Origin of the sequence: Pseudoflavonifractor sp. HCP28S3_F10, from assembly GCF_052065415.1 — a bacterium.
In the GTDB taxonomy this organism is placed as follows: domain Bacteria; phylum Bacillota; class Clostridia; order Oscillospirales; family Oscillospiraceae; genus Pseudoflavonifractor_A.
Window position 1 is genome coordinate 15,676 of record NZ_JBQHUB010000025.1, and the last position, 24,365, is coordinate 40,040.

Here is a 24,365-nt window from a genome sequence, read left to right on the forward strand (position 1 = left end):
GGTCTGCCTATGGTCGGGGATATTGGGATACCCCCTTTCGATGCTGTGTCTCTCTCTTTTTATACAGCAGGCAGGCCGCCGCCATCAGGCCCAGGCCGCCCAACGTATACCAGTGAGTGCCCATCCCGCCGGTCTGCGGGAGCTCATAGAAGGGAGTGTTGACGAAGTCGCCCGTGGCTACCTCTCCAGTCTCAATCGTTCCTTTGAAGATATATCCCTCGGCATCGTTGACCGTGGTCTTGTAGCCCTCGGTGCTCACCTCCGTCACCTTGAAATAGGTCCCGGCGGGCAAGCCCTTAATGAGGGCTGTCTCGCCGTTCTTCAGCTTGATGACGCCGCCGCTTTTGACGGTTCCATAGCCCGCTACGGTACCATTTTCCGTTCTCTCATAGCTGTAAGTACCATTCAGCGGGCTGCCGTTTGCACCCGTCAGCAGCTCCACCTTAAACTCATACTCCACATCGCCCAGGCCTGCGGCGTCGCCGCCCAGGGTCTTGCCGATCTGCAGCTGGCCGATATCCCGCTCCGTGGTGGCGCTGGACACGCTGGGCAGGGTGAAGCTCATGTAGCAGGTGGAGCCGGACGCGCCGCGCTCGGTGTAGAAGAAGGACAGCGTGTGCTGGCCGGAGGAACCCACCGGCAGGTAATCCCGCAGGTTCACGAACTCGCCGATGGAGCTGTGGACGCCGCCGATATCGCAGATCAGCTGGCCGTCCAGAAACACCCACAGGTCATCGTCGCCGAAGAAGGTGTACTCCAGCGGGCCCACGTAGTCCTCCGTCAGACTGAAGCTCAGAGCAAAGTTCATGCCGAAGAACCAGTTGTGGGCATTGCCGTCGTCACTTGCAGGGAAATTAGCGGCAAGATCGCTCCAATTATAATCATTTGTCTCCACAAACCCCTGGAAGCTGCCGGGACTGCCGTATTTTCCCCACAGAGCGTCTGTCCTGCCTACGGCCTGGTCCATGGGCCAGAAGTTGTTGGTGAAGATATGAGTGTGAGTGGTACCGCTGGTCGGCGAGGGATTGAAAAAGTACTGCAAACCGCCGAGGGTGTTGCTCTGACCATTAGAGTTTTTCAGCGTGGCGCCGCTGAGGGTGTAAGTATCGCCCACTCGGTCAAAGGTCAAAGAGCTTCCGGTATAGGTCTGCTTGCCGGTGGCATCACCGTCATTAAACAGGTTGGGGGCCACGATCCAGTCACTGTACTTGATGGTGCCGTCACTGTTCAGACTGTCGACCAAACCAAAGGTAGCGCCATCATATTTTTCATTTTTATTGTGGTCATATTTATTCAATGTGCACCCATCAAATAAATAACCCGACATACCGGTACCGCAGTTGGCATTGCCGAATGCGAAAATATCACAGCCAGAGCGCCAGGTTCTCCCTTCCGGACTGGTACCGTAGTTACTCTCACTATTGATACCTGTGATACCGGTACGCCAACGGCCGTCAGAGTTCTGTCCGCTGGAAATATTGTAGTCGTAGAACGTGGTGCCGTTGTAATAGTCGCCTTTGCTGGAATCGGACACCAGGCGGATCACCGCGCCGTCGTTGATGAGTATGGTCTTCTCCCCTGCCTGACCGGCCTCGTTGGTAAAGGTGATGTCCGCACTGTAGGTGTAGATCTCCCAGTCAGCCCGGTTGGTACTGGAAGCGCTCTTTCCGGGCTTGAGCACCCAGATCTCCTTCAGCGTGTAGCTCTCGTTGTCCTTGAGCTTGTTGAAGTAGTACAGCCCCGGCGATTCCTCATAGCGGAACGTGCCGTCCGCATACATCCGGGTCAACTCAGTAGTGGTCTTGACCTGGTAGAGCTCCGTGGCAACACCGGCATTCTGGTCAGTATTCCGGCCAATACCCTCCAAATAGATCTTCCGGGTGGCCATGCTGCCGCCGTTGGTGGGCAGAATACCTCCAGACGTGTCGATGACCTTCAGAGGATTGCTGCCGCTGGTGGCAAACCGGGGAATATTGGCGTAATACTGCACAGTGAAGCCCGGGTTGGCCTTAGTGGCCGTCACCTCAATGGGCTGGGTGATGTTTTTGATGGTGAAGGTGGTGTTGCCGCCCGCCTGGGTGCTCTCCACTTCCACCGGTTCCCCGTTCACGCCCCGGCAGCTCCAGAGCACGCCGTCGGCGTTGCGCACGGTAACAGTGACCTCGCCGCCGTTCAGTGCATACTGTGGTACCATCCCGCTGAGCTCACCGTCGGAGTAGACGGAATGGGTATCGTCCACCACCCTGACGGACCAGAAACGGTTGCCGGACATCTCCTGGCTGCCGGCAGTGTACTGACTGGGGATCTTCCCCTGGAACGCCGCCGGGTTATCAGGAAGGTAATAAACGCTGTAATCAATATCGCCGCTTGTCACGTAGCTCAGGCCAATGGCCCAGGAGCCGTCGGAAAGCCGCTCTCCGCCGCCGTCTGTCCAGAATTCTTTTTCCAAATCATACCTGCCGAGCTGATGCGCCAGTACGCTGGTACCGCCCACCGTACTGGAATACAGGGCAGACCGGAAACCGAAGGGCGCCAGCACGCTCTCTGCCTGGGAAGAGGTGATGAAGTGGCGATAATTGTCACTCGATTTCAACAAATCCGGGTTTTTGTAATACGGCGTGGCGGTGCCCACATTCTGCCACTGGCCATCCAGGAACACCATGAAGTAAACGGTCTTGTTGACCCTCTCACCCAAATGATCAGCCACCGGCATAACGCGCAGCTTCCGGGTGACGTTGGTAAGGCTGAATGTGACGGTCCCGTCGCCATGATCTGTACCGCCGGCAACGGTCCCCCATCCATCATCCACACACTGCCACACAGCGCCGCTGTTTTCAGGCAGGGCTTTTACGGTGACTTCGGCGTTCCCACCGGTCCGAATGGTCTGGGTCCCGGGGATGGCATCCCCCTCCGCATAGGCCAGATGGTTCGGGTCGTAGACAGAGACGGTGTAGAACTCACTGCCGCCGATCCCCACAGAGCCCAGCGTACTGCTCAATTTGTTGTTGGTATTGGCAGGCAGGAAATACACGTTGTAGCCAGAGGCAGGATCCGCATTTCTGGCCAGCGGGATCAGCGCCGCGTTTCTCTTGGCTGGATCGGTATAAGACTGTGTATCGCAGTGCAGATTGGCATCCTTATCCGTTTCCTTCCGCTGATAGGCGATCTGCAGGGCCGCGTTGGCCGCACTGGGGTCGAAGCCGTAAGCGCCCAGTATAGAAGCTGCCTGATCAACGGTGATGCAGTCGCGGTTCGTATTTTTCCAGCCAGCGGCATCAGCAGGGGCGTACCAGCCGGTCTTGGTGGCGCCCACACAGGTCCATGCCCCGTCGATATAGACGTAGTAGTCCACCGGCAGGCTGTTGAGGCCCACATCCGCAGCATTGGCCACCGCGCGCGTCACCAGATTGCCCACCACGGAGAAGCTGCTCTGGGTGTGGGTAAAGCTGGTGCTGCCCTCTGCCGGACATTCCGTCTCCGCGTCCAGCAGTTCCGTTCCTTCCTCCGCAAAGTGGATGGACTGGCAATTGACTTCCTCGCCGGTCTCCACCGGCTCGTCATAGGTAATGGTCACGGACACGGGGGCCGCCGGCTCCACTGTCTCGCCGTCCAGCAGAAATTGGATGTCGAAGAACCGGGCAAAGAGCACCTGCTCCGCCGTCTCCGCCTGCCGGTCCGCCAGAGCGGCCACTGTCTGGTCATAGCAGGTCCGGTATTCCTCACTGTCAGGAAGAATCTCGCGCACTTCCAGCGTCACGCCCTCCGGCAGAGCCGCGTCATCCCCGAAGGCGACGCTGACTGTATAATCCCCGCCGGTATGGGTCAGCTCATGCAAAGCCGGTCCCTCTGCCGTCAGACAGGAAGCATCATGGCTGTGCTCCTCCTGAACGCAGGTCAGGTTCCCATCCGCATCATAACAGTCCGCGCCGTGGGTATGCTCCTCCAGACCGCAGAGATACTCCGGCACGGGGCTCTCCGCTGCCGTCAGGCAGGAATCGTCATGGGTATGCTCTTCCTGAACGCAGGTCAGGTTTCCGTCCGCATCATAACAGTCCGCGCCGTGGGTATGCTCCTCCAGACCGCAGACATATTCCGGCGCGCTCTGCCCGCCGGAAGCGGGGGCGCCCCCGCTGTCTGTACCGCCGCCCTCTGCATCGGACCAGCAGTCCTCCGTATGGATGTGCTCTTCCAGCGTACAGACCAGCACCTGCACTTCTTCCCCATCACCCTCGGGTGTGATAAAGCACGCATCGGTGTGCTGATGCTCCAGCACCTCCGGCTTTCCGCAGATCAGGGGGCCTTCCGCCTCCTCAGATGCCCCGTCAGCCGGTTCATCCGTCTCTCCGCGGCACTCCTCGGTATGGGTATGGAGCTCCACTTCCTCCATATCGCAGACCAGCGTCCGCTGTGTCTCATAACAGGAGTCGTCGTGGATGTGTCCCTCGGTCTCATCCAGGTCACAGATCAGGGTGCCATCCGCGTCATAGCAGTCCTCCTCATGGATATGAGGCTCCTCCTCTTCCAAGCCGCAGACGAGCATCTGCTCATCCTCATAGCAGGATTCGTCGTGGACATGCTCCTCGATCTCAGGCAGCGTACAGATCAGGTCCCCGTCCGCGTCATAGCAGCGCTCATCATGGGTGTGTACCACAAAATCGGCGTATCCGCAGATCAGATTCCCGTCCTCATCCCGGCAGTCCTCCGTGTGCTGGTGGATGCCCAGCGTCTCCGGAGAACAGTTCAGGACCGGCTGCGGAGCAAGGAGCCTTGTCTCATAGCACTCGCCGCCGTGCTGATGCTCCTCCAGTCCGCACCGGGGCGTCCGCTCCATGGTGATGGCCGGAAGGATCAGCATATATGTGGTGACAAACACCACCACAGCGGCCAGAACAAGCACGATCCGCTGCCAGTTCTGACGCCGGTTTTGTTGATTCAGAAAGTCCGCAGCCTGCCGCTGCATTGCAGCATTCATAGTATCCCCTTCTCTCTCAAGGACAGTTTCCTATGAGCTTATCGGCCCACCGCACCCAGTGCGGACAGGGGCCATACACGGAAAACGATCTTTCCCACCACCTGCTCCTGGGCCACGCAGCCCACGGCCGTGCTGCGGCTGTCCACCGATGTGGAACGGTGGTCTCCCATCACAAAGCACCGTCCGTCCGGCACCTGGTAGGGCAGTTCGATATCGCATTCGCCCAGGGCCGGTTCTTTGACATAGGGCTCGTCCAGCGGCCGGCCGTTGACCGACACAGCGCCGTTCTCGTCGATATCCACCCACTCGCCCGCCTGGGCAATGACCCGTTTGACCAGAATCTTGTTGTTGTAATAGAACGCGATCAGGTCGCCGCTCTCGAACCGGGACCCCTTGACCGAGATCACGATATCCCCGTCGTGGAGCGTGTCGGCCATGGAGGAGCCATAAATCTGCAGCACCGGCAGCAAAAGCACGGCCACCAGCACGGCCGCAGCGGCCACCGTGATCAGCGAGTAGATGGTGCTGCGCAGGACCCTGCCATAGCGGCGGCGGTATTTCTCCCGCCCCAGTTCCGCCTCCAGCTGTTCCCGGGTGGGGGCGTCATTGATCTGCCTTTTTTTCGTCATCCCTGCATCTGCCCCGGCTTATGCATGGCCAGCAGTTCCCGCAGCCCGGCGTGGGCCGCATAAAAGTCCTCCAGCTTCCGGGAGACTTCCTGCCAGTAGGACTCGGCCTCCTGCCGCGCCTGGGCAGTCACACGGTCGTGCTCCTCCCGTGCTTCCGCCTCCAGGGTCCGGCATTTCTCCTCCGTCTCCCGCTCCATGCTGCGGCATTTCTCCTCCGCCTCGGCAATGCGCCGCTCCGCACGGGCCCGGCTCTCCTGTTCCAGCTGGGCACAGACCGACTCCTGCCTGCCGCTCATCTCCCGGATATTCTCCAGATACTGCTCTGCGGCGGTCTGGGCCGCGTCAAACACACCGTTGAGGCGCAAAGATGCCTCAGCGATAGAGCCCGCCTCCTGAAGGCAGATTTGGCGCTCCTCAAGTCTGCCGCGCAGCTTGCTCAGCTCCGCCTGCAATTCTTCATTCTTCCTGCTCTGGTCGATCAGCAGCTCCAAAAGCTCTTCCCGTCTCAGCTTTCTCAGGTCTTTATCCGTCATATTTTCATCCCCGTATCTCAACATGATTGCCGCAGGCGGTCTTTACCGCCCGCGCCGGCGGAGCTTACAGCTTCAGCGCCTTTGTGGGACATCCCTCCACGCATTTCCCGCAGAGGATGCACTCGGTCCCGTTCTCCCGGCTTCTCGCGTTGGTGGTCACATCCACATCCATGGGACAGACCCTTTTACACATACCGCAGGAGATGCATTTTTCCGTGTCCACCGTCACACGGATACGTGCAAAATAGCTGGCCGGCTTTAAAAATACCGTCACCGGGCACACATATTTGCAGAATGCCCGGTTATCTTTGAGTGCCGCTGCCAGAATGATCCCCACCGCGTAATAGATGATATTGCCGGCCACAAAGCTCCGGAACATGACCGTTTCCAGATCCGGTATCCGAAACAGGAACAGCCCGGCCACGAAAAACAGCGAGCCGCAGAACACGATGTACCGTATGTATCCGAGCTTTTTCCGGGGGCCCTGGGGCGTCCGGTAGGGCAGCAGGTCGAAGACCATGGCGCTCCAGCAGGCGTATCCGCACCAGCCCCTGCCAAAGAAAAGAGGCCCGGCGATCTTGGCTACGGCATAGTGGATGGTGGCTGCCTCAAATACTCCCGAAAAGAGGTAAAACCAGAATCCCTCGATCTGCATATTTTCCCGGCAGATCAGGCCCAGGTACACCAGCATATACAGTCCCACGCTGAACTGGACCACCAGCCGGGCGTACCTGTAATGCCGGATATACAGCACCAGGCCCAGGGCAATGCATCCGCCGATATAGGTGAAGTTGAAAAAATAGAAGATATTTCCCAGCCACAGCCACAGCCCAACGGCAATGCTCTCAAAGGCCATAAACATCACCAGAGGCGCGGCATACTTTTTTTGTTCCTTCATTTCCGCCCTATTCCCGGGTACAGGTTACATTTTTTGTTTTGCCCGTACATTTTCTGTTTATTATGTATCTTTTCCAACATTTTAACTCAAAAATCGACTGTTTTTAAGTGTTTTTATTATATCTCCGTCATCTTGGTAAATCAATGTTTAAATAAGCGTCTTCATCATTTTTTACAATTTTACCGTTTTTCCATTTTCCAGGGCCACAAGTTAAAACGCGTTGGTCAGGCATAAAATGAAATAGAATATGCTGCTTACCTTTCCTTCTCGGTCTGGGCATAACAAAACCTCCTCATTTTTCCGAAAATACGGTGGCCGCCTTGGCTTGAAAAATGAGGAGGTTTGTCAATTTCTCACTTTTATTCTGCAACTTTTTCAATAGAAAAACGGAAAATTTTTATGATTTTATCTGAAAGTCAGAACAATTTTACTCCCATTCTATTGTGGCGGGGGGCTTGGACGTGATGTCGTACACGATGCGGTTGATGCCTGGCACCTCGTTGACGATGCGCACGCTGATACGGTCCAGCAGGTCATAGGGCATCCGGGCCCAGTCCGCGGTCATGAAGTCGCTGGTGGTGACGGCCCGCAGGGCCAGGGTATAGTCGTAGGTGCGGCCGTCGCCCATGACGCCCACGCTGCGGGTGTTGGTCAGCACCACGAAATACTGGCTCAAATTCCGGTCCTCTCCCGCCCGGGCGATCTCGGAGCGGAAGATGAAGTCGGCCTCCCGCAGGGTATCGGCCTTCTGCTTGGTCACCTCGCCGATGATGCGGATGGCAAGACCGGGGCCGGGGAAGGGCTGGCGCATGACCAGGTACTCGGGCAGGCCCAGTTCCCGGCCCAGCGCCCGGACTTCGTCCTTGAACAGCAGGTCCAGCGGCTCCAGCACGCCCTTGAACCGGGCCACCACCTCGGGGGGCAGCAGGCGGTTGTGGTGACTCTTGATCACGTCAGCGTCTCCCTTGCCCGACTCGATGACGTCGGGGTAGATGGTGCCCTGGGCCAGGAAATCCTGCTTGGTGATGCGGAACTTGTCCGCCTCGTCCCGGAACACATAGCCGAACTCGGCGCCGATAATCTTCCGCTTCTCCTGAGGATCGCTGACGCCGGCGAGCTTGGACAGGAAGCGCTCTTCCGCGTCCACCCGCACGAAGTTCACGTCCCACTTGGAGAAGGCCCGCTCCACCTCGTCGCCCTCGTTCTTGCGCATCAGGCCGTGGTCCACAAAGACGCAGGTCAGCCGGTCGCCGATGGCCTCGGCCAGCAGGGCCGCCAGCACCGAGGAGTCCACGCCGCCGGAGAGGGCCAGCAGCACCCGGCCCTCGGGGCCGATCTCCTCCCGCAGCCGGGCTACGGTGGACTTACAGAAGTCGCCCATGGTCCAGTCGCCCACGGCGCCGCACACCCCGAAGAGGAAGTTGCGGATCATGTCGGAGCCGTTCTGGGTGTGGTTGACCTCCGGGTGGTACTGTACGCCGTAGAAGCCCCGCTTCTCATCGGCAATGGCCACGTTGGGGCAGTTGTCGCTGTGGGCCACCAGGGCGAAGCCCTCAGGCACCTTCTCCATATAGTCGCTGTGGCTCATCCAGGAGATGCCCTGCTCGGGCAGGCCCCGGAAGAGCTTGCAGGAGGTATCATAATAGGTGTCCGTCTTTCCGTACTCCCGGGCCGTGTCCTCCTGGGCGGGGACCACCCGGCCGCCCAGCGTGTGGGCCATGAGCTGGCAGCCGTAGCAGATCCCCAGTACGGGAAGGCCCAGCTCAAAGATGGCGGGATCCACATGAGGGGCCGCCTCGTCATACACCGAATTGGGCCCGCCGGTGAAGATGAAGCCGATGGGGTCCATGGCTTTCAGTTCGGCCAGAGGCGTGGTATAGGGCTTGACCTCGCAGTACACGCCGCACTCGCGGACGCGGCGGGCGATGAGCTGGTTGTACTGACCGCCGAAGTCCAGTACGATCACGAGCTGATGGGACATATGCATTTCCCCTTTGTTCAGAATAGAGCTCCGCCGGCCGCAGCGCGGCCGATCCAATGGAACCTATTTTATCCCAAACGGGACCCGGTGACAATATCCCTTCCCACTCTTTTTTCTTCCTCCGAACATTTTGGCGGCTTGCGCAAAGGGCGGCGGCATAAAGCCTGCTCCCCCGGTCATACTGATAGGGAACATGCCGCCCGGGCGGCCGCCGGACGGATCATAAAGGAGGTCGTGGTCTTTGGTCATCGCCTTTCTGCGTACCATCATTCTGTATCTTCTCATCATTGCCGGCATCCGTCTCATGGGTAAGCGCCAGATTGGTGAACTGGAACCTTCCGAGCTGGTGTTTGCCCTCATCATCGCGGACCTGGCCGCCGTCCCCATGCAGGACCTGGGCATCCCCCTGCTCTCCGGCGCGGTGCCCATCCTCACGCTGCTGGCCCTTACCATGGTCCTCTCTGTACTCAATATGAAAAGTCTCCGCCTGCGCGCCCTGCTCTGCGGCCGTCCCAGTGTGGTGGTGGAAAACGGCCGGGTCATGGAACGGGAGCTCCGCCGCAACCGGGTGACCCTGGACGAGCTCATGGAGGAGCTCCGCCTCAAGGGGGTCACCGACCTGAACACTGTCCGGTACGCCATTCTGGAGACCAACGGCCAGCTCTCCGTGCTGCTGCAGGCGGCCGAGCAGCCCCCTACCGCCCGGCAGATGGGCCGGACCGTGGAGGAGCCCGGCCTTCCCCTTCCCATCATCAACGATGGCCGGGTGGTGGAGCACAACCTGCAGCTGCGGGGCCTGAGCCGGGAATGGCTGCGGTGGCAGATGGCGGAGCACAGTGTGTCCCGGGCGGAAGACGTGTTCCTTCTCTCGGTGGACGAGCTGGGACGGGTCTATTTTGTGGCAAAGGAGGGACGCGGGGCATGAAGCGGCTTTGGTTTGCGCTGGCCGTTCTGCTGTTTCTTCTGTCTGCCGCCCTCTGCAACGCCAGGTATCTGGACCGGTTCACTGCGGACCTGGCCGGGCGGCTCCTCCAGGCCGAGGTGCTGGCTGCGGAGGAGCGGTGGGAAGGGGCCGAGACTCTGGTCTGTTCCGCCCGCTCGGACTGGGCGGAGCGGAGCGCCTATCTCCACGTGGTCCTGTGCCACAGCGATGCGGATCAGATCCAGATCGGCTTTGAGGAAACGCTCCGCCTGCTGCGCTGTCGGGAGGAGGGTGAATATGCCGCGGCCTCCGCCCGCCTGGAGGCTCAGCTCCGGCTGGTGGCGGAAGCGGAGCGGCTCACCCTCGAAAATCTCTTCTGAAAGCAGCGATTGCACGCTTCGTTTTACCTGAATGTCCGTTCTCCCACCCCGGAAGGACGGTAAAAGGACCGGAAACGCAGGCTCCTCCCGCGTCTCCGGTCCTTTTGTCTGTCAACTGTTTTTTTCTTTTTCCAGCGAAGGGCCATAGCGCCGCTCGATCTCTCCAATGACCATATCCAGGCACAGTGCGAAATAGGCGTCCAGATCCACCCCGTCTCCGTTGAGGTACTGCATGGAGACTCCCATCATCATGGAGACCAGGCTGAAAGCCAGATTTTTAGCGTACTCCGGGTCCATATCCGGATAAAATTCCAAAAAGCTCTGGATCAGATGCTCCCTCCAGTGGTCAAAAGAGGTACCGAAAAGCCTCTTCACCGTATCGTCCGACTGACCCAGGAGCCAATAGTCAAACTGCACCTTGTCATACCGGGGATCCTGCAGGATAAAGTCCCGCTTCTGCCGGAAAAACACCTCCAGCCGCTCCCGCAGGTTCCGGGCCGGCCGGTCCATGACAGCTTCGCGCTTGCCGTCGAACCGGTCCTGTATCTCGGACAAAAGCGCCAGCAGCAGATCCTGCTTGGTCTTGAAATGGTAGTGAAGGTTGGAGGACGCCATCCCGGCCTCCTCTGCGATCAGATGCATCCGCGTCCCGCTGATGGAGTGCTTGGCCATCACATTGAGCGCCGCATCCAAGATCCGCTGTTCCTGAGGCGTATAAGACACACTGCTCCCTCTTTTCCCGCAAAGGACGTCAAGGTCCCCCGCTTCTATAAATCGTATCTGCCGACCCGGCCCAGAGGCACCGGCTTGAGACATTAGACATTATATTTTATTATTATAGGTAGAAATCTGTCTGATTGCAAGCAGAAGGTGGTCTCTTCCCGTATTCAGTCACTATTCACAAAGCAGCATGTCTTTTCTTGGCCGCCCGGTTCACAAAAAGCGCGATCTGTCCTGCGGCAAAAAGAGCGCGGCCCAACTGTACGGGCCGCGCCTTGTTCCATATATCCGCTCTATTTCTCCTGCAGCAGCTTGTTCAGTTCCTCCATAAAGGTGCTGATATCCTGGAACTGCCGGTAGACCGAGGCAAAACGCACATAAGCGACCTCGTCCACCTTCCTCAGCCGCTCCATCACCATCTCTCCGATACGGGTGGAGGTGACCTCCTGGTCCATGGAGTTCTGAAGGGTCTGCTCGATCTCGTTGGCGATGCTCTCCAGCCTGTCAAATGGGACCGGGCGCTTCTCACAGGCCCGGAGCATACCATTGAGCAGCTTGCTCTTGTCAAAGGTCTGGCTGCTCCCGTCCTTTTTGATGACCACAAGCGGCAGGCTCTCCATGGTCTCATACGTGGTGAAGCGTCTATGGCATACCAGGCACTCCCGCCGCCGGCGGATGCTGCTGCCCTCGTCCGAGGGCCGGGAATCCACGACCTTGCTCTCCGGATTGGCGCAATACGGACATCTCATGGCAGATACCTCCCCAATGATTCGTTCTCTTTCTATCCTCCGGCAGCGGGCTGTATCCCGCCCCTGCAGATCCATTCAATGCCGGTTTTTCCCTGTTTCCTTCCGGGGCAAATGGAAATGGCCGAAAAAGTATAATACCTGTTTTGTATTTATTATTATAGCATGTTTTTTTCATTTTGTATCCTGCTTTTTTGTCAGGTATGGAACGATCTTCTTTTGGGTAAACTAGGAGCGTTGAAAAGGAGGTGAACCATATGCAGGGCAATTATGACGAGATCCGCAAGGCCAACCGCGAGAGCCGCAGCAAGGCCTCCCAGTCCGGCAGCCAGAACAAGGCGCAGAACGGTGCCGAGAACAAGGCGCAGAGCGGAACCGAGAACAAGAAGCAGAGCGGTCAGGCTCAGAACAAAAGCAACTCCAACAGCAAATTCTGATGTCCACCGGAAAAGGACCACTGATGTGCCATCAGCGGTCCTTTTTCTTTGCTTTCCTCTGTCATCCCGGAATGTCAGGAATATTGTCAAAATTCTTTTCACTTTCCTATTGACATTCCAATATATTTTGGTATAATAAATCCTGCGCTCACGAGAGCGGAAAAAGATAGCGGGTTTGTGTAAGGGTAGCACAGCAGACTCTGACTCTGTATGTGAGGGTTCGAATCCTTCACCCGCTGCCATAAAAAGTCCTGAAATCCCAAGGGTTTCAGGACTTTTTTCTGCGTTTTGACCCTTACTTTGACCCTTACGAGATTTTTTAACGATCTTTTGGGCAGGGCGTAAAAGCTAACAAAGTCCCTCAATATACCGCTGCATCCGGTTGGCACTATCCTCTTTCATACGTTCCGAAACATGACCATAGACATCCAGCGTGAAGGCCGCTGTCGCATGCCCCAGATTTCCCTGCACCGTTTTGACATCATCTCCGTTTTGGAGCGACAGGACGGCGTAGGTATGCCCTTACGGTATAATTACGACAAACCGGAAAAGCCCCGTAGAATCAAGGGTTTTGAGGTTTTCAGTCTGGTTTTTTCATCCTTTTCCAAACCGAAAAATCATACTGAAATAAGTCGAATTATAGGAGGTGTTTCATTAACGACAAATGAATAGCAGAAAGGAACTCAAAGCCTTTTGATTTCAAACACAGTAGAATATTGGATTTATGCGAAGCCGTCACTTGTTTCAAGTGGCGGCTTTTGTCATTTCCAGGACTGCTGTGCAGGCACATGACAACACCAATCAGAAACGAGGTGATTGTTATGAACACGCAAATCATCGCCATCGCCAACCAGAAAGGCGGCGTCGGCAAGACAACGACCTGTGAAAACCTGGGTGTTGGATTGGCGCAGGCCGGGAAGAAAGTGCTGCTGATTGACGGGGACCCACAAGGCAGCCTGACTATCAGCCTGGGCCACCCCCAGCCGGACAAGCTGCCCTTTACCCTGTCCGACGCGATGGGCCGTATCCTGATGGACGAGCCGTTGCGCCCCGGTGAGGGTATCCTGCACCACCCGGAAGGCGTTGACCTGATGCCCGCCGACATCCAGCTCTCCGGCATGGAGGTCTCTCTGGTGAATGCCATGAGCCGTGAGACCATCCTTCGGCAGTATCTGGACACGCTGAAGGGACAGTATTCCCATATCCTGATTGACTGCCAGCCATCCCTGGGTATGCTTACGGTCAACGCTCTGGCAGCCGCCAACAGGATCATCATCCCCGTCCAGGCGGAGTATTTGCCCGCCAAGGGCCTGGAACAGCTGCTCTCCACGGTAAGTAAGGTAAAGCGGCAAATCAACCCCAAGCTCCAAATCGACGGCATCCTGCTGACAATGGTGGACAACCGCACCAACTTTGCTAAGGAAATCGCCGCCCTGCTGCGAGAGACCTACGGCAGCAAAATCAAGGTGTTCGGCACCGAGATTCCCCATTCCGTCCGGGCAAAGGAAATCAGTGCCGAGGGCAAGAGTATCTTTGCCCATGACCCCAATGGCAAGGTGGCCGAGAGGTACAAAAGTCTGACGAAGGAGGTATTGAAGCTTGAAAAGCAGCGCGAAAAAAGTAGAGCTGGCTCCATACGATGACTTGTTTTCCACCGAAGAAAGCCGCCAGGATGCCAAGCTGGAAAAAGTACGGGAAATCCCGCTGTCTGAGCTGCATCCTTTCAAGAACCATCCCTTCAAAGTCAAGGATGACGAGGCTATGCTGGAGACCGCCGACAGTGTGCGGCAGTACGGTATTCTGGTTCCGGCGATTGCCCGGCCGGACCCGGAGGGCGGATATGAGCTGGTAGCCGGACACAGGCGGCACAGGGCCAGTGAACTGGCTGAGAAAGAAACCATGCCTGTCATTGTCCGAGACCTGGACGATGATGCCGCCACCATCATCATGGTGGACAGCAACTTACAGCGGGAAAGTCTGCTCCCCAGCGAGCGAGCCTTTGCCTACAAAATGAAGCTGGAGGCAATGAAGCATCAAGGTGCGCGTGGCGATTTAACTTCGTCCCAAGTTGGGACGAAGTTGCGGGCAGATGAATTGTTGGCGCAGCAGGCCGGTTCGAGTAGGAACCAGGTGCAACGCTATATCCGTCTGACAGAGCTGATCCCTGAACTGCTGGATATGGTCGATGAACGAAAAATCGCTCTCAACCCGGCTTATGAGCTGTCCTTTCTCAAAAAAGAGGAACAGCGGGACTTGCTGGACGCGATGGACAGCGAACAGTCTACCCCTTCTCTCTCCCAGGCACAGCGGCTCAAAAAATACAGCCAGGAAGGGCATCTGACCCTCGATATGATGCGCGTCATCATGGGCGAAGAAAAGAAAAGCGATCTGGACCGGGTAACTTTCACATCCGACACCCTGCGGAAGTATTTTCCCAAGAGCTACACGCCCCAGCGGATGCAGGAAACCATTATCAAACTGTTGGAGGCGTGGCAGAAGAAGCGCCAGAGAGAGCAGGAACGATGAAAGGAGCCGCCTATGAGGGATATTTCAGCCCGTGAGCTGAAAGGACACAACATTCTCGCCGTGGAGCGTTTTCAGGACAACACCCGCTGGATGATCGAGTTTTCTGTTCAGCGTCCCTGTTCCTACGGCAGCCCCGGCGATGAAATGCGGCTGTTTCTCACGGAGGACGGGTATCAGGCCGCTCTTCACAGCCAGAAGCGCCGGGAAATCAAAATTAAGCGGTATGCCCGTATCATTGAGGGCCATGTCCTCGACTTCAAGCCGGACAAGCGCCGTCGCCACCCGTAACCCCATCATCACTACGAAAGGAAAGGAATGAATATGTGTACTGTCCAGAGCATCAAAGATGCCATCCGGGAAAACTGTCAGTCCCAGCATGATATGGAATCCACCGACATTGACCAGGTTTTGCAGGCCCTCCCGTTTTCGGAGCATGATTCGCCGTTCAGTCAGCCGCCGAAGCATAAGCGTCCCTACCGGCCCTGGCAGAACAACAAAAACAGCTGAAGCCACAGTCTTTTTACGAAAGATTGTGGCTTTTTTCATGCCCTGAAACAAGAAAGGAGTGAGGTCAATGGCCGTATTTCGCATTGAGCGAACCAGAGATTATACCGTTATGAGCAACCATCACCTGCGAAACGAAAAATTGTCCCTCAAGGCCAAGGGACTGCTTTCCATGATGCTGTCCTTGCCGGAGGATTGGAACTATACCACCAGAGGACTTGCGAAAATCTGCAAGGAGGGCGTGGACGCCATCGGCGGTGCGCTGCGCGAGCTGGAAACTGCCGGGTACATTGTCCGCCATCAGATGAGGGACCGGCAGGGCCGGATCAGCGACACCGAGTATGTCATCTACGAGCAGCCACAGCCGAAGAACCCGGATACGCCCCAGCCGGATACGGATTCACCAGATACGGAAAACCCGTATCTGGAGAAACCGGATACGGAAAAGCCCGCAGAATTAAATATAGACAAATCAAATACTCAAAAATCAATTACTCATAGATCAAGTACCGATTCCATTCCCTTCCGGGAAACAGCGGCGGCAAGACCGCCGGAACGGAAAGGAAGGGATGCGATGCCTGTCTCAGAGATAGAAAATTATCGGGATTTGATTCTGGAGAACATCGAGTATGACTATCTGTGTCGAGAGTTTAACACCTATCGGGAGGACCTGGACGAGATTGTGGAGCTGATGGTGGAGACCGTCTGCGCCAAACGGAAAACCACCCGGATTGCTGGCAGCGACTTTCCACATGAGATCGTGCGCTCCCGGTTTTTGAAGCTGACCAGTGAACATATCCGGTTTGTCATGGACTGTATGCAGAAAAACACCACCGAGGTCCGCAACATGAAGCAATACCTGCTGACCGTCTTGTTCAATGCGCCCACCACCATCAGCAATTATTACACCGCACAAGTGAATCACGATATGAACGCAGGCGGCTGGTAAGAGCCGCCTTTTCTCATGCCAAAGGAGGAACAACATGAACCAGATGGAAATTTTTAAGAACCCGGAGTTTGGAGCCATCCGCGCCGTAGAGATTGATGGCGAACCCTGGCTGGTGGGCAAGGACGTATCCCTGGCGCTGGGGTACACCAATCCGCAGAAAGCGATTCGGGACCATGTGGATGCAGAAGATCGGACGGTGAACGATTCGTTCACCGTCAACGGAACCGCCATCACGCTCATCAACGAGAGCGGCCTCTATTCCCTGGTGCTGTCCAGTAAGCTCCCCAAAGCAAAGCAGTTTCGCCGGTGGGTCACGTCTGAGGTGCTGCCCACCATCCGCAAGCACGGAGCTTACATGACCAGGGAAAAGCTGTGGGAAGTGGCCACTTCCCCGGAGGCGCTGCTGAAGCTCTGCTCCGAACTGTTGGCTGAGCGTGAAGAAAATGCGGTGCTGCGGGAGGAAAACGCTCTGTTGGAAGGCAAGGCCGCCTTTTTTGACCTGTTCATCGACATGAAGCAGAGCACCAATCTCCGCACCACCGCCAAAGAGCTGGTTGTGCCGGAGCGCCGTTTTGTCCGGTTCCTGCTGGAACAGCGGTTTGTCTATCGCACGGCATCCGGGAATGTACTTCCCTATGAGAGAGCGCATTGTCAATGCGGGTCAGGTTGCCGCGTGGGTCTGTGCCGAGGCTTGCCCGGTGGGTCATCTGGCCTTTCAGCAGGAGCGTATATTCCTGTTTCCAGGCTGAAAACTCCACGGACATAGTGAAGCCCCGGTAGCTGCCGATCTGCACAGGCTCCGAGCCTTTGACCTCCTTACAGGCGTCCAGCAGAGCTGCACCGGCGTTTTCTTTGTCGGTCAGCACATCGCCCCGGATTTCCATACCGGCAAAGCCATCCTCCGGGTGAGGATGGGCGGCCAGGGTCTCCAGGTCTGCCTTAAACCCCTGGATAAAGCCCTTGTGCTTTTCAATTTCCTCCGGGAAGTATTTCAGCAGCTGGTCCTCCAGACGATACTGCTTGCTCTGGTGGTCAGCTTTCATCAGCTTCAGCTTGGAGACCTCCACATCCAGGTCCATGCGCTCCTTGATACGGGGGTCTCCGGCGCACAGGGCCTTGATCTCGGCAAAGGACAATGCCGTTTCGTCCACATCGTCGCAGCTTCTCACCGGCGATTTGGAAGTCATAATCTGGCTGATGAATTTCTGTTTGTTCTCCACCGTCTGCCACAAATAGGCGTCAAAGGTTCCCTCAGTCACATAGCGGTACACATGGACCAGGGGATTTTGGTTGCCCTGGCGCTCGATACGGCCCTTGCGCTGTGCAAGGTCTCCCGGCCGCCACGGGCAGTCCAGGTCATCCTTTGCCTCCATTCAGCTGACAAAGGGACGCCGGGAAGAAAACGAGGCCGACGAGGAACAGGTCCGCCGTCTATGCCAGAAGTATTTAGATCGTCGAGAGGAGGCTATGAAATGACCGTATTGAAGCTGATTATGAAGATTGTGATTGCGCCGGTGATCCTGCTGCTCACCCTGGCCATCTGGATTTGCGTGGGGCTGGTCTATGTATCTGGCTTGGTGCTGGGGCTGCTCAGTACGGTGATCGCCCTGCTGGGCGTGGCCGTCCTGATGACATACTCCCCGCAGAACGGCCTTATTCTGTTGGTAATCGCGTTTCTCATAAGCCCCTTTGGGCTGCCGAAATTGGCCTTTTGGCTGCTTGGCAAGGTGCAGGATTTGAAGTTTGCAATACAGGATTTGGTCTACGGATAATATTGGAGAGAAAAGTGCAGCCAGCCGGTTTGAACCCGGCTGGCTGTTTTACTGCTCTGGATGCTTTAGAGCTGCCTTTATCATTGCAAGTGCAAGCTCTTGTTTTGACAGTGGCGCATCTTTCCATAGCATTTCAATTTCATGGATTTTACTGATCTCATTTTCGCTCAATTCATCCTGCAACAGATAGTCAGGAGAAATGTGGAGCGCCTTGCAAATGTCGATGAATACCGGCAGGCTGGGCATCTTGGCTCCACCTTCAATTTGCCGCAGATAAGTGGCATTGATGTTACATAATTCCGATAATTTGTCGGCTGTCAGGCCACGAGACTTCCGCACCTCGTTGATGCGCTTTCCCAATTTGCTTTGTTCCATAGTCCACACCCGTCTATTAGCTGTTAGCGATTATTTTATGTACTCTAAGACTACATTATGATTGCGGGTTATAATAGCGTCTGTTAGACTATGTTTTATAAGCTGTCAGCTTTGCTTTTGATTGAAGCTCAGAACAATAGCTTTAGAAAGTGAGGACAAGGTATGATTGTAACCTTTTGTGGCCATGCACAGATCTCGCAGAGTGAGAAAATAGAGAAATGGTTATACGCTGTTACGCAAAAACTGATTGAACAAGGAGCGACTACCTTTTACCTGGGCGGCTATGGAGCCTTTGACTTATTGGCGGCGTCTGTTCTGAGAGCGCAGAAAAAACGGTATCCGCAGATTGAGCTGATCCTTGTTCTGGCATATCTAAACACCGGGAGGAACACTTCCGGTTACGACAGCACCGTGTATCCGCCGTTGGAAACTACGCCACGCCGTTTTGCGATTTCTCACAGAAATCGCTGGATGGTAGAGGCCAGTGATGTGGTAGTAGCGTATGTTCTCCATGATTGGGGTGGAGCCGCCACAACACTGCGGTGCGCCAAACAGAAAAAGAAACAAATTATTTCTTACCGTGACGAGATAGGCAGTTAAGGCTGCCTATTTTTTTGAAGGGAGGCAACCTTTATGGCAACCACACGCATCATGCCGCTGCATATCGGCAAGGGCCGGACCGAGAGCCGTGCCATCAGCGCGATTATCGACTATGTGGCCAATCCGCAAAAGACAGACCACGGCAAGCTCATCACCGGCTACGAGTGCGACAGCCGTGTGGCCGACGCCGAGTTTATGTTGGCCAAGCGCCAGTATATCGCCGCCACCGGACGGGTTCGTGGAGCGGACGATGTGATCGCTTACCATGTCCGTCAGTCCTTTTGTCCTGGGGAGATCACCCCGGAGGAGGCCAACCGGTTGGGCGTGGAGTTTGCCAAGCGGTTCACCAAGGGCAAACACGCCTTTATCGTCTGCACTCACATCGACAAAGCCCATGTCCATAATCATATCATTTGGAGTTCGGTCAATCTGGACTGTGACCGGAAGTTCCGCAACTTTTGGGGCAGCACGAAAGCTGTCCGGCGTTTGAGCGACACCATTTGCATTGAGAACGGGCTGTCCATTGTAGAGAATCCCAAGCCCCACGGAAAGAGCTACAACAAGTGGCTGGGCGACCAGGCGAAACCGTCCCATCGGGAATTGCTCCGTGTTGCCATTGATAAAGCCCTGGCACAAAAGCCTGCTGATTTGGACGAGCTGCTGAAGCTGCTCCGGGAATCCGGCTGCGAAGTATCCGGGCGCGGCAAATCCTACCGCTTGAAACTCCCCGGCTGGAGCAAAGTGGCCCGTCTGGACAGTCTGGGTGATGGCTACACCCTGGAGGACCTGCTGGCTGTCCTCGCCGGTCAAAAGGAGCATACGCCCCGTCAGAAACCGGTCAAGCAGGCAGATCCGTCCAAGGTCAATCTGCTAGTTGACATCCAGGCAAAGCTCCAGGCCGGAAAAGGTGCCGGGTATGTGCGGTGGGCCAAGGTTTTTAATCTGAAACAGATGGCACAGACCGTGAACTATCTCACCGAGCATAACCTGCTGGAGTATGCTGTGCTGGAGGAAAAGGCTGCGGCGGCCACGGCCCACCACAATGAGCTATCTTCAAAAATCAAGGCAGCGGAGAAACGCATGGCGGAGATTGCTGTGCTGCGGACCCATATCATCAACTATGCCAAGACCCGTGACACCTATGTGGCTTACCGGAAGGCCGGTTACTCCAAGAAATTCCGCGAGGAACATGAGGAGGAACTCCTGCTCCATCAGGCGGCCAAAAAAGCCTTTGACGATATGGGGGTCAAGAAGCTGCCCAAGGTCAAGGAGCTGCAAGCCGAGTATGCTCGGCTGCTGGAGAAAAAGAAAAAGACCTATGCCGAGTACCGGCGCTCCCGCGAGGAAATGCGGGAGCTGTTGGCAGCAAAGGCCAATGTGGATCGGCTCTTAAACATGGAGGCGGAACACGATGCCGAAAAAGAAAAAGACCGCGACCAGCGGTGAGCTGGTCATGGTCAAAAGCGTCCATCGGACGCGCAGCCGCAGAATGAAATTCTGCGTTCATGGGGGCTTGGGGGATTCCCTCAACAAGCAGCGCCGGAAACCAAATGGCTATCCAGGGGCTTTGCTCGCTATCTACTCCATCCCCCATCGAAAGACGGTATTTGTTGCGTGTTCCTTTGATTTTGGACACAAAAAAAGATTGCAGCCGCCACGCGCTGAAATCTCCCGGTTTCCATATTGTGAGGTTACTCCTCTGCTTTTTCGACTTCCGTTATCTCTCTTGCCGTTGCGGTTATACTCCGTATGCCCTTATTGCTCATACCGTCTAGCAGCGCGTCAAACTACCGCCGTGCGGTGGATTTTCCGCGTTGCTGTTCGGAAAGAAAAATTGATCTACCGAAATATGATGCCGGGTCACAAAATCATAGAACACCTGTAAACTCGATTGCTGTCCCTTGTTCTCGATATTCGCAAGGTAACCTGGGGAGATATATAACTCGTCGCACACCTTTTTGCTATTATTCATTCATCCTATTGCATTCTACTGTTCACCTTTCTTTTCAGATTTGTCTACACAGTTCCTATTATTAGTTTAAACAAATTCTGTTATGTATTGACAGTAGACTATTTTCCTGATAATATGAAATTATATATAAAAGGAGACGGCGTTTATGTTGCATAGCATTCGTATTAGATAAGCATTGAAATAAAAGAGATTTTCCCATTTCAATATGGGCTTTTTTTGTGTAAAAATGTCCGATTTGTAATGGAAAGGAGAGAGTTCAAGTATTCCATAATACGGTATTAAAAGATTTTCCTCTTTTCTGCCCTAAATGCAAATTGACACATATCTTTGATGTTGAAAAGTTAGAGATTGTAATCAAAAATACCGAAAAACAAATTTTTAATTTTTAAGAGAAAGGATAAAGAAATGAAATATTTACCTAAATATACGCCCACGGAAGTGCGGAATGACCCGTACGGATTTACTTATAAAGAAATGTCGGAAGTTATTGGAGAAAATGAAGCAAAAGCCTTATATTCAGAATTATATAAGCAAGCCCCACGCAAAAAAAATCTATCAATGCTGGTGAAAGACATCTATAAAAGTAGTGATACTGAAAAGTATGTTTATGAACTGAAAGACAACAAATATATTGAAACGGTTTTTATCAAGCGACGAGATGGTGGAACTGTTTGCGTGAGTACACAAGTCGGTTGTCCTGTTGGCTGTATTTTTTGTGAATCCGGGCGCAATGGCTTTGTTCGTAATCTGACGCCGTCAGAAATAGTACAACAGGTTATATTATTGCGTCGAAAAGTAAACCGCATCGTTTTTATGGGTATGGGAGAACCCTTATTCAATTATGACAACTTGATAAAAGCAATCCATATTCTCCGAGATAGAAGTGGGCTTAACTTTCCCACCGATGGCATAACCATATCAACAGTTGGTCCGGTTGATCAATTAAAAAAATTGCGCGAGGAACATCTCAAAATTCAGTTGACAATATCTTTACACGCAGCAACACAAGTAGCAAGAAATCGCATTATACCTCACATGCACATATATGCTATTGAAGATGTTGTTAAGCAAGCCTTATCCTATTCTGAAAGACATAATCGAAAAGTTGTATTTGCGTATTTGCTTTTACCAGGTATAAATGATCGTTCCTCAGATGTAAGACAACTTGCAAAATGGTTTCGGGGCAAAAATGTTATGATTAACGTGTTGCAATACAACCCAACAAGCAATTCAAAAATTAGAACTCCACAAAAACGGGAAATGGTTGCATTCAAACATCAATTAGAGCAAGTAGGACTTGAAGTTACCATGAGAGTTTCTCATGGTAGAGAGATTAAAGCGGCTTGTGGACAGTTGGCTAACACATTTAATCAGTCTAACAAGATACCGCTTGCCAAATTCAAAGGATAAGCCTATTTCCTTTGACTTGAAAGGTATATCAGGAAGATAAAAGTGTGAATTTTCATTTCTGGCGTGAAACAAACAGACTGAAGTATACTATGATGTATCCATAGTTCGGAACTTTTTGCTGGGTTTTTCGTCGATATAAATGATAAAACAGTTAGACAAACTTGAAATTAACAAAGGAGCGTGATTGTATGAAGAAGTTAATCGCATTAGTTTTAGCATTGATTTGTGTGTTGAGTTTAGCGGGATGTCAAAAGACAAGTGCTTCGTGTCAAAAGACAATTAGTGCTTCCGAAGTGTATTTATTTCCTGAACCCACAATTTTAATTACTGGTTCTTTCTATTCCCAAGGAAAAGAAACTACATTTGAGATTGGCTCGGAGAACTACGGTCCAAATGATTTTATAAGTTGGTTTTATGACTTGGAATTGACTGCTTGTGATGAACCGGAGGCAGTAGAGGGAGCAGAAAGTTATACATTTAAGGTCGCCGGAAAAGATGCTTTTACCTATGAAGATAGAGGTAGTGAAGCATACATTATCATTGATAGCAACTATTATAAGGTAAGTAATCCCTCTACCCCGCCAATCAACTAAATTGTGCATTTTTTGAACTGTATAGTATATATTTCCCGAAAGGAGCAAGATTGAAATACACCTTGCTCCTATTCTTTTTCCAATAGGCGTTCATAGAAGATGAATAATAAGGTCAGCTATACGCACCAATACTTATCTCGGACAGAGACATTTGAAAAGAAAATGGAAGATTTTTCAGCGGGACAAAAGAAAAAAGTGTTGATAGCAAAAAGCCTTTGCGAGCAAGCGCATCTGTATGTATGGGACGAACCTCTCAACTATGTTGACATTTATTCTCGAATGCAAATTGAAAATCTGATAAAGAAGTTTTCTCCCATCATGATTTTTGTAGAACATGATCTTGCATTCAGAAATAATGTTGCAACTAGAAGCATACGCTTGACTTCCGAAGTAACGGCGAGGAAGTAGTAAAAGCTTCCTGTATCATCGCTTCTCAGGCAACTCTCCGGTGCTGGCCGCACCGGCAAGGCTAGCGTCCAGATTGTCGGCGGTCTATTGAGTGAGCGTTGCTATGTCCTCGTCCATATCTGACAAAAGATCAACGATAGATATTAACTGATTAGAGGACTATGTTGGCAGTGAAAGAAAGTATGCTGTCATCAGTATACTTTCTTCGTCAAAGTTTACATACGAACCGGGCGGCAATTTAGCCGTTTGATTTTTCCTTATTGTTGTGTATGACAAAAGCGTTCACAGAACGCACAGCCGCAGAATGAAATTCTGCGTTCATGGGGGCTTGGGGGATTCCCTCAACAAGCAGCGCCGGAAGCCGAATGGCTATCCAGGGGCATTGCTTGCCTCTTTTCCCGCAGGAATATCGTTTGTACCACTTTTCTATAAGTAGCAACATAATTTGACAGTAATCGTTCTTATTGTTGTGATACTATGAAATTAGAAGAAATTATAGTGTTTTAAGGAATATAAGGCTAATTGTCGGGGAAATGGGGGAATTTATGATTAGGATACATAAAGAACTCATTGAGTTATTAAAAAAAGCCAACTAATACCACCTTTACAGTTTGCAAATTATTGCGAAAAATGTTGTAAAATAGCAGCAATCAATATCCATTGCGCCTGTGTGTCAGTTTGTCACACAGGCGCTTTTGTTTTTCTTTTAGGCACTCTAAAACTTCTTGAATTTGATATTTTCCCACGGTGCCGCGCACCGCCTTCATTCGGTTCACCTGTCAACCGAACCTGTGAATCGAAATGGAGGTACATAATGCACAAAATCAATCTTCGGGAGCTGTATCCCGATATGTATAAGACGGACACATTTTTGGAAGTGACAGATGAGGTACAGGCGGTGTTCCTGTCCGATAAACGAGCGGAAGCTGTAAATTTCGTAGCCACAAGTCCATCTGCACGGGGAAAGAAGTCCACCTTCACGGGAAATGAGGCCCACTCTCGCGGGCATGAGGTCCACCGAGAGCAGAGGGGCTTTTG

Annotated in this window: 23 protein-coding genes, 1 tRNA gene and 2 pseudogenes; 17 read left to right on the forward strand and 9 right to left on the reverse strand. The window is 53.6% G+C overall.

The features are described 5' to 3' along the window. Positions 1-7: 7 nt before the first annotated feature. The 6 genes from ACTNBZ_RS10550 to guaA form a co-directional block, all read right to left on the reverse strand. Complete coding sequence (locus ACTNBZ_RS10550) at positions 8-4,972, reverse strand: DUF7601 domain-containing protein (protein WP_441209753.1); 4,965 nt, start codon at positions 4,970-4,972, stop codon at positions 8-10. Positions 4,973-5,010: 38 nt separating this feature from the next. Continuing rightward, entirely contained in the window at positions 5,011-5,601 is a 591-nt protein-coding gene (gene lepB, locus ACTNBZ_RS10555; protein WP_441209755.1) for a signal peptidase I, read from the reverse strand. Next, on the reverse strand, positions 5,598-6,134 hold the full coding sequence (locus ACTNBZ_RS10560; RefSeq protein ID WP_441209757.1) for a hypothetical protein: 537 nt from the start codon (positions 6,132-6,134) through the stop codon (positions 5,598-5,600). Before ACTNBZ_RS10560 ends, lepB begins: the two co-directional genes overlap by 4 nt. A gap of 64 nt (positions 6,135-6,198) precedes the next feature. Further along, complete coding sequence (locus ACTNBZ_RS10565; protein WP_441209759.1) at positions 6,199-7,032, reverse strand: 4Fe-4S binding protein; 834 nt, start codon at positions 7,030-7,032, stop codon at positions 6,199-6,201. 127 nt (positions 7,033-7,159) lie between these two features. Then, a complete protein-coding gene (locus ACTNBZ_RS10570) occupies positions 7,160-7,312 on the reverse strand; it encodes a hypothetical protein (protein ID WP_441209761.1) in 153 nt (50 codons plus the stop codon). Positions 7,313-7,459: 147 nt separating this feature from the next. Continuing rightward, a complete protein-coding gene (guaA, locus tag ACTNBZ_RS10575) occupies positions 7,460-9,013 on the reverse strand; it encodes a glutamine-hydrolyzing GMP synthase (protein WP_441209763.1) in 1,554 nt (517 codons plus the stop codon). Between the two features lie 241 nt (positions 9,014-9,254). Here guaA and ACTNBZ_RS10580 point away from each other — a divergent pair, with 241 nt between their 5' ends. Together ACTNBZ_RS10580 and ACTNBZ_RS10585 are read left to right on the forward strand one after the other, a co-directional pair. After that, positions 9,255-9,938 carry a DUF421 domain-containing protein gene (locus tag ACTNBZ_RS10580; RefSeq protein WP_441209765.1) on the forward strand — a complete coding sequence of 228 codons (684 nt, stop codon included), beginning with the start codon at positions 9,255-9,257 and terminating at the stop codon, positions 9,936-9,938. Next, positions 9,935-10,315 carry a DUF4363 family protein gene (locus ACTNBZ_RS10585; protein ID WP_441209767.1) on the forward strand — a complete coding sequence of 127 codons (381 nt, stop codon included), beginning with the start codon at positions 9,935-9,937 and terminating at the stop codon, positions 10,313-10,315. Before ACTNBZ_RS10580 ends, ACTNBZ_RS10585 begins: the two co-directional genes overlap by 4 nt. 111 nt (positions 10,316-10,426) lie before the next feature. On the opposite strand, the gene ACTNBZ_RS10590 is transcribed toward ACTNBZ_RS10585, so the two are convergent. Next, positions 10,427-11,038, reverse strand: coding sequence for a TetR/AcrR family transcriptional regulator (locus ACTNBZ_RS10590; RefSeq protein WP_441209769.1), 612 nt, complete (start codon positions 11,036-11,038; stop codon positions 10,427-10,429). Positions 11,039-11,328: 290 nt separating this feature from the next. Continuing rightward, positions 11,329-11,784 carry a transcriptional regulator NrdR gene (gene nrdR, locus ACTNBZ_RS10595; protein ID WP_441209770.1) on the reverse strand — a complete coding sequence of 152 codons (456 nt, stop codon included), beginning with the start codon at positions 11,782-11,784 and terminating at the stop codon, positions 11,329-11,331. A 254-nt stretch (positions 11,785-12,038) separates the two neighbouring features. Between nrdR and ACTNBZ_RS10600 the strand changes: the two genes are divergently transcribed. The 8 genes from ACTNBZ_RS10600 (at position 12,039) to ACTNBZ_RS10635 (ending at position 17,969) form a co-directional block, all read left to right on the forward strand. Beyond that, positions 12,039-12,218 carry a hypothetical protein gene (locus ACTNBZ_RS10600; RefSeq protein ID WP_441209772.1) on the forward strand — a complete coding sequence of 60 codons (180 nt, stop codon included), beginning with the start codon at positions 12,039-12,041 and terminating at the stop codon, positions 12,216-12,218. Between the two features lie 168 nt (positions 12,219-12,386). Next, positions 12,387-12,460, forward strand: a tRNA-Gln gene (locus ACTNBZ_RS10605). Between the two features lie 579 nt (positions 12,461-13,039). After that, positions 13,040-13,861 carry a ParA family protein gene (locus tag ACTNBZ_RS10610; protein WP_195409622.1) on the forward strand — a complete coding sequence of 274 codons (822 nt, stop codon included), beginning with the start codon at positions 13,040-13,042 and terminating at the stop codon, positions 13,859-13,861. Further along, positions 13,818-14,744: a ParB/RepB/Spo0J family partition protein gene (locus ACTNBZ_RS10615; RefSeq protein ID WP_195409621.1), complete on the forward strand. Its 927-nt coding sequence runs from the start codon at positions 13,818-13,820 to the stop codon at positions 14,742-14,744. Before ACTNBZ_RS10610 ends, ACTNBZ_RS10615 begins: the two co-directional genes overlap by 44 nt. 12 nt (positions 14,745-14,756) lie before the next feature. Then, entirely contained in the window at positions 14,757-15,032 is a 276-nt protein-coding gene (locus tag ACTNBZ_RS10620; protein WP_195409620.1) for a DUF5720 family protein, read from the forward strand. A gap of 286 nt (positions 15,033-15,318) precedes the next feature. Beyond that, positions 15,319-16,197: a DUF6017 domain-containing protein gene (locus tag ACTNBZ_RS10625; protein WP_195409618.1), complete on the forward strand. Its 879-nt coding sequence runs from the start codon at positions 15,319-15,321 to the stop codon at positions 16,195-16,197. A gap of 34 nt (positions 16,198-16,231) precedes the next feature. Then, positions 16,232-16,963, forward strand: a complete 732-nt coding sequence (locus ACTNBZ_RS10630) for a BRO family protein (RefSeq protein ID WP_441209776.1) — start codon at positions 16,232-16,234, stop codon at positions 16,961-16,963. 706 nt (positions 16,964-17,669) lie between these two features. Continuing rightward, positions 17,670-17,969, forward strand: coding sequence for a CD1845 family protein (locus ACTNBZ_RS10635; RefSeq protein WP_117925241.1), 300 nt, complete (start codon positions 17,670-17,672; stop codon positions 17,967-17,969). 48 nt (positions 17,970-18,017) lie between these two features. Here ACTNBZ_RS10635 and ACTNBZ_RS10640 read toward each other — a convergent pair whose 3' ends face one another. Next, a complete protein-coding gene (locus ACTNBZ_RS10640; RefSeq protein WP_096920743.1) occupies positions 18,018-18,344 on the reverse strand; it encodes a helix-turn-helix domain-containing protein in 327 nt (108 codons plus the stop codon). Between the two features lie 162 nt (positions 18,345-18,506). On the opposite strand from ACTNBZ_RS10640, the gene ACTNBZ_RS10645 reads away from it, so the two are divergent. From ACTNBZ_RS10645 to ACTNBZ_RS10675, 7 genes and pseudogenes are all read left to right on the forward strand, one after another. Further along, positions 18,507-18,944, forward strand: coding sequence for a hypothetical protein (locus ACTNBZ_RS10645; RefSeq protein WP_117925239.1), 438 nt, complete (start codon positions 18,507-18,509; stop codon positions 18,942-18,944). Positions 18,945-18,977: 33 nt separating this feature from the next. After that, positions 18,978-20,390 carry a relaxase/mobilization nuclease domain-containing protein gene (locus ACTNBZ_RS10650; protein WP_087290285.1) on the forward strand — a complete coding sequence of 471 codons (1,413 nt, stop codon included), beginning with the start codon at positions 18,978-18,980 and terminating at the stop codon, positions 20,388-20,390. Between the two features lie 759 nt (positions 20,391-21,149). Next, a complete protein-coding gene (locus ACTNBZ_RS10655; RefSeq protein WP_118427917.1) occupies positions 21,150-21,305 on the forward strand; it encodes a cysteine-rich KTR domain-containing protein in 156 nt (51 codons plus the stop codon). Positions 21,306-21,321: 16 nt separating this feature from the next. Further along, entirely contained in the window at positions 21,322-22,326 is a 1,005-nt protein-coding gene (rlmN, locus tag ACTNBZ_RS10660) for a 23S rRNA (adenine(2503)-C(2))-methyltransferase RlmN (RefSeq protein ID WP_370827704.1), read from the forward strand. A 188-nt stretch (positions 22,327-22,514) separates the two neighbouring features. After that, complete coding sequence (locus ACTNBZ_RS10665) at positions 22,515-22,919, forward strand: hypothetical protein (RefSeq protein ID WP_117925364.1); 405 nt, start codon at positions 22,515-22,517, stop codon at positions 22,917-22,919. A 144-nt stretch (positions 22,920-23,063) separates the two neighbouring features. After that, a pseudogene (locus ACTNBZ_RS10670) lies at positions 23,064-23,327 on the forward strand (ATP-binding cassette domain-containing protein); the annotation flags it as partial. A gap of 814 nt (positions 23,328-24,141) precedes the next feature. Next, positions 24,142-24,365: pseudogene (locus tag ACTNBZ_RS10675) on the forward strand (hypothetical protein); the annotation flags it as partial.